The sequence below is a fragment of the Bacillus sp. JJ634 genome (genome assembly GCF_036962285.1).
Lineage (GTDB): Bacteria > Bacillota > Bacilli > Bacillales > DSM-1321 > Peribacillus > Peribacillus asahii_A.
Map to the genome: position 1 here is coordinate 1 of NZ_JBALMU010000029.1, position 10,483 is coordinate 10,483.

Annotated in this window: 10 protein-coding genes; 1 reads left to right on the forward strand and 9 read right to left on the reverse strand. The window is 39.2% G+C overall.

The window, feature by feature from the left end; genetic code table 11:
• Nucleotides 1-202: 202 nt before the first annotated feature.
• The 8 genes from V7068_RS05520 to secA form a co-directional block, all read right to left on the reverse strand.
• Nucleotides 203-1,108: a nuclease-related domain-containing protein gene (locus V7068_RS05520; RefSeq protein WP_499711442.1), complete on the reverse strand. Its 906-nt coding sequence runs from the start codon at nucleotides 1,106-1,108 to the stop codon at nucleotides 203-205.
• 169 nt (nucleotides 1,109-1,277) lie between these two features.
• Nucleotides 1,278-2,585 (reverse strand): murein hydrolase activator EnvC family protein, encoded by a 1,308-nt coding sequence (locus V7068_RS05525; protein ID WP_499711444.1) that lies wholly within the window; start codon nucleotides 2,583-2,585, stop codon nucleotides 1,278-1,280.
• A gap of 61 nt (nucleotides 2,586-2,646) precedes the next feature.
• Nucleotides 2,647-3,540, reverse strand: a complete 894-nt coding sequence (ftsX, locus tag V7068_RS05530; protein WP_499711446.1) for a permease-like cell division protein FtsX — start codon at nucleotides 3,538-3,540, stop codon at nucleotides 2,647-2,649.
• A complete protein-coding gene (ftsE, locus tag V7068_RS05535) occupies nucleotides 3,530-4,216 on the reverse strand; it encodes a cell division ATP-binding protein FtsE (RefSeq protein ID WP_252287348.1) in 687 nt (228 codons plus the stop codon). Before ftsE ends, ftsX begins: the two co-directional genes overlap by 11 nt.
• A 207-nt stretch (nucleotides 4,217-4,423) precedes the next feature.
• Nucleotides 4,424-4,744: a cytochrome c551 gene (gene cccB, locus V7068_RS05540; protein WP_499711447.1), complete on the reverse strand. Its 321-nt coding sequence runs from the start codon at nucleotides 4,742-4,744 to the stop codon at nucleotides 4,424-4,426.
• A 50-nt stretch (nucleotides 4,745-4,794) separates the two neighbouring features.
• A complete protein-coding gene (locus V7068_RS05545; RefSeq protein ID WP_499711449.1) occupies nucleotides 4,795-5,658 on the reverse strand; it encodes a YitT family protein in 864 nt (287 codons plus the stop codon).
• Between the two features lie 286 nt (nucleotides 5,659-5,944).
• Nucleotides 5,945-7,043, reverse strand: a protein-coding gene (prfB, locus tag V7068_RS05550) for a peptide chain release factor 2 (RefSeq protein WP_499711451.1) whose coding sequence is annotated in 2 segments (ribosomal slippage) — nucleotides 5,945-6,970 and nucleotides 6,972-7,043 — 1,098 coding nt in all. Because the reading frame shifts where the segments join, the coding sequence is not laid out codon by codon here.
• Nucleotides 7,044-7,159: 116 nt separating this feature from the next.
• The gene (secA, locus tag V7068_RS05555) at nucleotides 7,160-9,673 is read right to left on the reverse strand and encodes a preprotein translocase subunit SecA (protein WP_499711453.1); all 2,514 of its coding nucleotides are present in this window, start codon (nucleotides 9,671-9,673) and stop codon (nucleotides 7,160-7,162) included.
• A gap of 283 nt (nucleotides 9,674-9,956) precedes the next feature.
• On the opposite strand from secA, the gene V7068_RS05560 reads away from it, so the two are divergent.
• On the forward strand, nucleotides 9,957-10,283 hold the full coding sequence (locus V7068_RS05560) for a helix-turn-helix domain-containing protein (RefSeq protein WP_499711455.1): 327 nt from the start codon (nucleotides 9,957-9,959) through the stop codon (nucleotides 10,281-10,283).
• A gap of 66 nt (nucleotides 10,284-10,349) precedes the next feature.
• Here V7068_RS05560 and sinI read toward each other — a convergent pair whose 3' ends face one another.
• Nucleotides 10,350-10,475, reverse strand: a complete 126-nt coding sequence (gene sinI / locus V7068_RS05565) for a DNA-binding anti-repressor SinI (RefSeq protein ID WP_499711456.1) — start codon at nucleotides 10,473-10,475, stop codon at nucleotides 10,350-10,352.
• Nucleotides 10,476-10,483 lie beyond the last annotated feature (8 nt).

The following is a 10,483-nucleotide window of genomic DNA, read 5'->3' on the forward strand; positions in this document are numbered from 1 at the left end:
TTGACAGAAGACCAATGAGGGACTTTTTTCCGCATTTCCACACACCAAATGGCCTTCATCCGAGCTTTGAAGTACATCATCCTGCATTCCCACACACAAAAAGCCCTTCATCCAGGTCATGAAGGACATTATCCAGGGGACATGAAAGAATAGCCCCCCAATAAAGTTTTAATTTAGAAAGTAGATAATTATCATTCTACTTTTATTGATAAAAGGACCATTGATGAACTCCCACTTTTTTATAGTTTTTCTCTAGAATCCTCCGTATCCTCTTTTTAGACTTCACTACTTTACACCAATCATAGATTAGATTTGTGGTAATTTTTTGTTTAGGAAAAAGAAGCTTAAGTTCCTCCACACTTTGCATTATAGTTGTTTCAGCCAATTCTTTATGGCCACATCCTTTACAAATACATTTGTGTCCCTGGACAGAAATTGCAAATGAATCACACTTTACACATGTCATTCCCTTTCGTAACTGATCATAATCATAAGGTGGTAACTGTTGAAAAGGGGAATCTTCAATATGCAACTCAACTAATTTGTCGGCTAGCATTTTGTGCTTTTCATTTAGTTTTAAAGATATCTTATTTAGTTTGTTTAAATAACGATTAACCTGTGTTGGGAAAATAAATGGCTTGCTGAGAGGTGATTGGTATAAGGTAAATTCCGGATTGATAAAAACAACTGAAGCATTAATAGGGAGATTAAATCCAAGATTGTGGAGTAACTGGCGTAACAGGGATTCGCTTCTATTCAATTGGTTGATTGGATTAATAATTTCAAATTTGGGGTTCTTATATATTCTGTCAGATTCATAATAATAATCCCCTTCATAATTTTTCACTTCGTAAAAGTAAATGGCTTCTGACGTAATAATAAGTGAATCAATTTGAAATAGGCTGTTATTCATTTTGAGCAGCAGATCATTTAATATCAAGCATTCGCACTGCAGCTTTTCTGTCAATGTATCAAAAATCACCTCCCCTTCATAGCCCTTTTCAAGGTTGAAATATTGCTGACTCTCATTGTCAGAAAGATTCATACGAATATTTAACGACTTCAGAATTAGTAATCGAGATGATTTAGTACGAGATTTATACGCCATAGTCCACATCCTTTCTTGATTTTGAAATTCTACATTTATTTTAATGAATATTTTGTTAAAAGTCATAAGCTTAAAAAAGAACTAACAGAAAACATAAAAAAGCAGGTGGAGGGTTTTCCTCCACCTGCTTTATTTTAGGAGCTTATGAGACAGCCCCGTTTTTTATCAGTTAATAAGAAACATAGTTTAATGGATTAACGGCATTGGATTTCGACACATTCCATGGTCCTTTATGTAACTCAAAGTGTAAATGCTGTCCGTAAGAATGGCCTGTATTCCCCATAAGACCAATTTGTTGACCCTTTGATACAACTTGTCCAGCACTTGCTTGACGAGATTTTAGATGCGCATAAACTGTCGTATATAACTGGCCGCCAATCGAATGAGAAATAAAGACAACATTTCCATAAGAATCTGAGTAATAAGAGCGGCTCACGACTCCATCTGCAGCTGCAACAACTGAAACGTTTCCACTTGCGGCAATATCAATTCCAGCATGCTGTTTATTCCAGCGCGGTCCCATTTGAGATGTTACAACACCTGCAGACGGTCTTGTGAAACTGCCTGATGAAACAGGAGCCTCTTTTACAGCAGCAGCTGATGATGATGATGATGATGATGACGATGATGCTGATGATGAACTACTTGATTGCTGCTTCGCTTCTTCTGCTGCTTTTTTACGAGCCGATTCTGCTTCTGCTAAACGTGACTTTTCTAGTTCAATCGCCTTTTTAATCGCCGATTCCTGTGCAGCAAGGTTCGCTGCTTCTTCCTCAAGACCTACTTTATACTCTTCTGCTTCTTCATGTTTATGCTTCAGTTTTTTCTGAAGCGCTTCTTTTTGTTGCTTTTGCTTCTTTTGCTTCTCTTCCAATTCAATTAATTCAGCCTTCATCGCTTCTAAGCTGGCTAATTTGTCTTCTACTGCTTTTTGCTTTGTTTCTAACTCTTTTTTATCCTGCTCATGTTGTATTAAAATATCGCGGTCTGCTTCAGCAATTGTGGCTATGGCATTCACACGATCAAGGAAGTCACTAAAGCTAGATGCACCAAAGATTACTTCTAAATAATTCACATCGCCGCCTGATTCTTGGAAAGAAACAGCTCGGTCTTTCAATACTTCATTTCGTTTCGCGATTCGATCTTTCAACACAATAATCTCAGCTTTTAACGCTTCGATTTCTGCTTTTGTTTCAGCAATTTGATTATTTTTTTGCTCAATTTTACTTGCTGTTTCTTCTAGACTTTTCGCAAGCTCTTCCAGCTGCTCCTCAACGGTTAGCTGCTGAGCCTCCAATTTATTAATTTCTGCTTCCGTATCCTTAATATCTACCTTTATATCAGAACTCTTCTCTTGAATGCTCTCTTTCTTTTCGTTTAAATCCGAAAGAGATTCAGCATAAGCTGCTGGAGCTGTAAATATACTGCTCACTCCCAATACAAGAGCTGCGTTCAACGCTATCATTTTCTTCTTCATTTCTTACATTCTCCTTTCTTCTCCAAAAATCTGAGCTTCAAGGAGAAGGTTAATCATTTGCTTATACTTTCAAAAACTTTCTAACAGACATTAAGCTTCCCCACATACCAATTATCGCTCCGAGTAACAGTAAAACTGTAGAAACTTGGAGAATAAATGTACCAGTCGGCAGCATTTCTAAATATTTAATCGTAAATTGCGGCATAGCCCATGTATATAATTGAGAATAAAAAATGGAAATTAACGCTATCGGTACAATAGAACCGAAAACACCTAACCATAATCCTTCAAGGAAGAACGGCCAACGAATAAATGAATTCGTTGCTCCTACGAGTCTCATAATCTCAATTTCTTTACTTCTCGCAACAATCGTAATCTTAATCGTATTAGAGATTAAGAACATAGCTGTGAATAGCAATCCAGCAACTAATACAAGCCCTATATTCCGAGCAATATCTACAAAGCTAAATAAATTTTCTACAAAACCTTGACCATAGTTCACGCTTTGAACAAGCTCAATTTTTTCGATTTTTTTCGCGACTTTAACCACATCTTCTGGCGTTTTCGTTTTAATAATATACGCATCACGAAGCGGGTTATCTTGTTCAAACGGTTTAAACACATCACCGTTGTCACCGAGATCATCAATTAAATTATCTAACTCTTTATCCCTTGGAGAAAACACGACCGTATCCACACCAGAAATCTGTTTCAAATCCTTTTCAACCGAAACTCGATCAGCATCGTCCGCTGCATTGTCCAAAAACGCTTTAATTTCAACATCATTCTGCACATTGTCCGCAATATGATTTAAATTCATCATAATCACTAAGAAAACACCGACTAATAACAACGTGACCGTTACAGCACTAATCGATGCAAAGGTCATCCAGCCATTACGCGCAATGTTTTTAAAGCTTTCACGGAAATGACGACCTAACGTACTAATTTTCATATCCGTACTCTCCTCGCTGCTCATCTCGAACAATGCGGCCGCCTTCAATCGCAATAACGCGATGTTTGATATTGTTCACGATGTCTTTATTATGTGTCGCCATGACAAGCGTCGTGCCACGTCGATTAATCTCTTCAAATATGTTCATAATATCCCATGATGTTTCCGGATCTAGATTTCCTGTCGGTTCATCGGCAATAACCACTTTAGGATCATTAACAATCGAACGGGCAATCGCAACACGCTGCTGTTCTCCACCTGAAAGTTCGGTTGGCTTCATTCTGGCCTTATGCTTCAGTCCAACAAGGTCCAATACTTCCATTACTCTTGGTTTAATGTCTGCAGGATCCGTTTCGATTACTTCCATAGCGAAAGCTACATTCTCGTAAACCGTATACTTCTCTAACAATTTAAAATCTTGGAATACCATGCCGATATTACGGCGAAATAGAGGGACTTTCGAGTTGCGGATACTTGGAAGGCTAATCCCATTAACGATAATATTCCCTTTTGAAGGCTTCTCTTCGCGGTACATCATTTTAATAAATGTTGATTTACCGGCCCCACTTGGACCGACTACATAAACAAACTCACCTTTTGCAATTTTCACATTAATTCCATTGGCAGCTACTACGCCATTGGGATATGTCTTAGACACATCTTTCATTTCTATCATATAAAAACCACCTAATTAGTTTTTAAACTCTATCTTCCTTCGACAAAAAACAACAAGAAACTACCTTCTTTTTACTCACAGACACCATTATACCATCAAACTTTGACAATTTAAGAATAAATATATTACAATTTAATTTCATTTGGAACATGAAAAAAGCACCTTAAACAGGTGCTTTTGAACTATTTTTTAAAATAATCGTTGTTCTTACTTTTTTTCCGCTAACCATTCCGCTACTTTAGCTGCGTCATTTTCATCTAATAAGCCTTTAGGCATAGCTCCCTGCCCTTCTAAAATCACTTTCTCAATATCTTCTTGTGATAATCTAGAACCAATTTTATCTAAGTCCGGAGCTGAACCGCTTACTAAATCACCCCCATGACAAGCAGAGCATTTATTTTCATACAACTTAGTAGCATCCCCAGCACTTGCTGTATCTGTTGTTTCAGCGCTTTCATCATTTCCGCCTCCGCAAGCAGCTAGCACGAGTGATGTTCCCATTAATAAAGCGAGTATTTTCTTTTTCATGAATAATCCCCCTCCTGAGTATATTTTACCCAAATACTATTATAGCAACTTTATACACGTTTAAAACCCTCGCCAAGTACTTCAGAAGCATCCGTTACAATGACAAACGCTTTAGCATCAACTAGTTTGACCAATTGTTTCAGTTTCGTGAATTCGGACTGATCGACGACACACATTAAAATCGGGCGTTCATCATCCGTATATCCGCCTTGGCCAGAAAGCCTTGTAACACCACGGTCCAACTCATGTAATATAGCCTTCCTCACTTCAGGTTCTCTATTCGTAATAATCAAGGCAAGCTTAGAACGATTAAAGCCAATTTGTACAAGGTCAATCGTTTTGCCCGTCGCATACAAGCTAATTAACGCATACAAACCCTTTTCAATATCAAACACAAACGCAGCACTTAGTACAATCAATCCATCAATGATGGCGACACACATCCCTAGCGATAAATGCGTATATTTATGAATAATTTGCGCCGCTAAATCCGTTCCTCCTGTCGAAGCCTTACCAAGAAAAACAATACCTAAACCAACGCCCACAAGAATTCCCCCACAAATAGAACCAAGCAAAGCATCGTTCGTCCAAGGCTCCCAGTTTCGTGTCATAAACACAATAAACGGTAAAAAAAGCGTCCCAATCAGTGTTTTCACACCAAATTGCATCCCTAAAAAAATTAATCCAGCAATAAACAACGGGATATTGAATGCCCATTGCACATACGCGGGCTCAAACCCAAACGTCGCTGCAAAAATGGTACTAATCCCACTAACTCCACCCGATGCAATTTGATTCGGTAACAAAAATACATTAAAAGCAATCGCAATTAACGCCGAACCAATTAAAATAAATATGTATTCTAAAACCTTTTCGATGACCGGATGCTGCGGCTCTCGACGTCGCTTTCTCACAACAAATTCCTCCTTATACTACCAACCTGTATCTATAATTTTCATTATGAGTTAGTATTTGACCGAAAGTAGTATAACATCCGCTCCCCTCTCGGTAAATGACAGCGTGATAAAGCGTTAAAGAGTGAGGCTACCTTGGCGCCTTTACGATAATCTCGCCAATTCGGTATATAATTTCGCCAATTTAGCCAATAATCTCGCCAATTCTAACGATAATCTCACCAATTCAAGGCCTAATCTCTCCAAATAAAAAAAGAGCATCCAAATTGGACACCCTTCACAAACATTACAATTTTGAACGTAAATAAGAATCGATAAACAAGTCAAGTTCTCCGTCCATAACCGCTTGAACATTTCCGGTTTCCGTTGACGTACGGTGATCTTTGACCATTGAATATGGATGGAAGACGTAAGAACGAATTTGGCTTCCCCAGCCAATTTCCTTTTGTTCTCCTCGAATTTCATCTAATTCAGCTTGTTGCTGCTCTAATTCACGTTGATATAATTTCGCTTTCAACATGTTCATCGCTTGAGCACGGTTTTTGATTTGTGAACGCTCTGATTGACACGTCACAACAACGCCCGTTGGGATATGCGTAATCCGCACCGCTGAGTCCGTCGTATTAATATGCTGACCACCAGCACCTGTTGCACGGTACGTATCAATTTTCAAATCTTCTGTACGAACTTCAATTTCAATATTATCATCGAATTCCGGCATCACTTCACAAGAAACGAAAGAGGTATGACGACGACCTGATGAATCGAATGGAGAAATTCGCACTAAACGATGTACCCCTTTTTCTGCTTTTAAATAGCCATAGGCATTATGACCTTTAATGAGCAATGTGACACTCTTAATGCCCGCTTCATCACCTGGTAAATAATCTAACGTTTCTACTTTAAAGCCTTTTTTCTCAGCCCATCTTGTGTACATACGAAGCAGCATAGAGCCCCAATCTTGTGACTCCGTACCACCCGCACCAGGATGCAATTCAAGAATAGCATTGTTTTTATCATATTCTTCGCTTAATAAAAGCTGAAGTTCAAAATCATTCATTTTTTGAGAAAGAGCAACAATCTCTTCTTCCAGCTCTGCCTGTAATTCCGCATCGCTTTCTTCCTTCACTAACTCATACGTTAAATCAAGGTTTTCATATGTTTCTGTCATTTCCGTTAACTGATTTACAGAATCTTTCAAAGCATTCGCTTCATTGATGACCGTTTGCGCTTTCTGCTGATCATTCCAAAAATCAGGATGCGTCATTTCATTTTCTAGCTGTGCGATTCGTGCCTCTTTTTCATCTAAGTCAAAGAGACCCCCTAAAGTCCGCTAATCGCTGAGCTGTTTTTTCAAGGGTATTTCTAATTTCCGCTAATTCCATTTCTTTCACCTCATAAATATGTTAATCATCCTTCTAAACTATATGCAAAAAATGTTCTATACGCAAACAAAACATGAAAAGAGGAACCGATATTCGTTCCCCCTTTTCTATCTATCTTAGCCTAAAGTGCCATGACAGTTTTTATATTTCTTTCCACTACCGCATGGGCATGGTGCATTGCGTCCTACTTCATCCTGCTTACGAGCTGGCTGCTTCTTCGCCTTGCCGCCGCCTTCCTCTTTCGGATTCACCGCTTGCCCTTTCATCACTTCTTTACGCTCTAGGTTATTGCGAATTTCTGCTTTCATAATATATTTTGCCACTTCATCTTCCATCGCAGCAACCATATTCTCAAACATTACAAACCCTTCGTGCTGATATTCACGGAGCGGATCATTTTGTCCATAAGCACGCAAATGAATGCCTTGGCGCAATTGATCCATCGCATCAATGTGGTCCATCCATTTACTATCTACTGCACGAAGCACGATAACTTTTTCAAACTCACGCATTTGCTCAGAAGAAAGCTCTTCTTCCTTCTCATTATAACGCTCTTGTACTTTATTAAAAATAAGCTCAAATAACTCTTCTTCATCTTTGCCGCTTACATCATCAATCGTTACAGTACCTTCATTTAAAAGGTTGCCGTTCACATAATCGATTAAACCTGACGTATTAAAGCCTTCCTCGTCACCCATTGGCGCAAATGACGCGATATTTCGCTTAATAGAAGCCTCCATCATTTGTTCAACAATTTCACGAAGATTTTCACTTTCTAATACATCGAAACGCTGCTTATAAATGATTTCACGTTGCTGACGTAACACATCATCGTATTGCAATAATTGCTTACGTGCATCAAAGTTATTTCCTTCTACTCGTTTTTGCGCAGACTCAACGGCTTTTGAGACCATTTTACTTTGAATCGGCTGCGAATCATCCATACCGAGACGCGCCATCATATTTTTCATATTATCGGAACCGAAACGACGCATCAATTCATCTTCCATAGAAAGATAGAATTGAGTTACACCTGGATCTCCTTGACGGCCAGAACGTCCACGCAGCTGATTATCAATTCGGCGGCTTTCATGACGTTCCGTGCCAATAACCGCAAGACCGCCAAGCTCCTTCACGCCCTCACCAAGTTTAATGTCTGTTCCGCGTCCTGCCATATTCGTGGCAATCGTCACCGCGCCTCGATTACCTGCATTCGCAATAATTTCCGCTTCACGCTCATGATTTTTCGCATTCAGCACATCATGATGAATGCCTTTTTTCGATAAATATTTTGAAATAATTTCAGATGTTTCAATCGCTACTGTACCAACAAGAACAGGCTGCCCTTTTTGATTACGTTCTGCGATATCTTCAACAACTGCTCGGAATTTTCCATCCATCGACGCATAAATTAAATCCGCGCGGTCATCCCGAATGACGTCACGGTTCGTTGGAATCGCAATAACATTCATATTATAAATATTGCGGAATTCCTCTTCTTCCGTTTTCGCTGTACCTGTCATACCTGATAGCTTTTCATACATACGGAAGTAGTTTTGGAACGTAATCGTCGCAAGCGTCATGCTTTCATTTTGAATCTCCAGCCCTTCCTTCGCCTCAATCGCTTGGTGAAGTCCATCGCTATAACGACGCCCTTTCATTAAACGTCCTGTGAATTGGTCAACGATGACAACTTCACCGTCTTGAACGACATAATCCACATCGTTATGCATCGATGCATGTGCTTTTAACGCTTGATTAATATGGTGATTCAGCGCTACATGGTTAATATCGAATAAGTTATCAATATTAAATCCTTTTTCCGCACGGTTAATTCCTTCTTCCGTTAACTGAACACCTTTTGTTTTTTCATCATATGTGTAGTGTAAGTCCTGTTGCAGCGTTCGAACAAAGGCATTGGCTTGCATATATAATTGTGTCGATTTCTGAGCCGAACCTGAAATAATTAACGGTGTTCGCGCTTCATCAATTAAAATCGAATCAACCTCATCGATTACCGCATAATGCAATGGTCGCTGCACCATTTGTTCCTTATAAAGAACCATATTATCTCGTAAATAATCAAAGCCTAATTCATTGTTCGTACTATACGTAATATCTGCATCATAAGCAGCTCGTTTCTCTTCTTTAGACAGGCTATTTAAGTTCAAACCGACCGTTAAGCCCATAAATTCAAATAGCTTTCCCATTTCCGTCGCATCACGCTCTGCCAAGTATTCATTGACCGTGACAACATGAACACCTTTCCCTGTCAGCGCATTTAAGTAAACCGGCAATGTGGAGGTTAACGTTTTCCCTTCCCCTGTCTTCATCTCAGAGATGTTTCCATCATGAAGGGCTGCTCCCCCCATTAACTGAACGCGGAAAGGAAACATGCCTAAAGCTCGCTTCGCACCTTCACGAATAGCAGCAAAGGCCTCAACAAGCAAATCATCGACTGTTTCACCCTTTTGGTAACGCTCTTTAAATTCGTCCGTTTTCCCGCGCAACTGCTCATCCGTCAGGGCTGCCATCTGATCGGCTAACGCCTCAATTTGATCAGCTGTTTTCTCTAAACGCTTGACTTCACGCTTATTCGGATCAAATACTTTATTCAATATATTAAGCATTCAAAAACGCTCCTCTTGTTATAAAAATATATATAGTAGGAAGAAACTCATCATCAAAAAGAATATTCTCATTTATCTTACCACTTCTACCCTACTCGTACAACTTCATACCACTTATAACAAGGAACTCCCATATTTATCACAAAAACATTGGCTAAACGAACTATGACCCTGTAAAATGGAAAGTAAATAGTTATAAACAGACGCGATGCTAAAACATCTATTCAACTACAGGACGAATAAACTTACCAACAAAGTAGAAAATGTCTCAGGATGTGGTTAAATGACAATCGGTGCACGAGTGAAAAAACTTCGTCAGGAAAAGAAAATATCAATGACTGAGCTAGCAGAAAAAGCGGGGGTTGCGAAATCCTATTTAAGCTCACTCGAAAGAAATTTACAAACAAACCCTTCTATTCAATTTCTCGAAAAAATCGCTGCCGTTCTCGATGTCCCCCTTGATGCGCTCCTTTTTGATGAGCCGAACAGGGACAGCCTCGATTCCGAATGGCTCAAAATCGTCGAAGAAGCGATGAAATCGGGTGTATCTAAACAACAATTTAGAGAATTCATCGAGTTTAATCAGTGGAAAAGTAAACAAGAAAAATAATGGGCTTTATAAAAAAACCCGGAGCATAAATCGTTCATTTCCAACTCGGTTTGCGTCCGGGTCCGTTTATTCAATCATTTCTTGTTCTTTATAACTCGTTAAAAAAAAGAGAATATCTTCTTTCGTCATGCCTTTATTACGGGCCTCCATTATTAATTCCACCCATTCTTGATCTAACTCTTCTTCGCCCACTCATGACC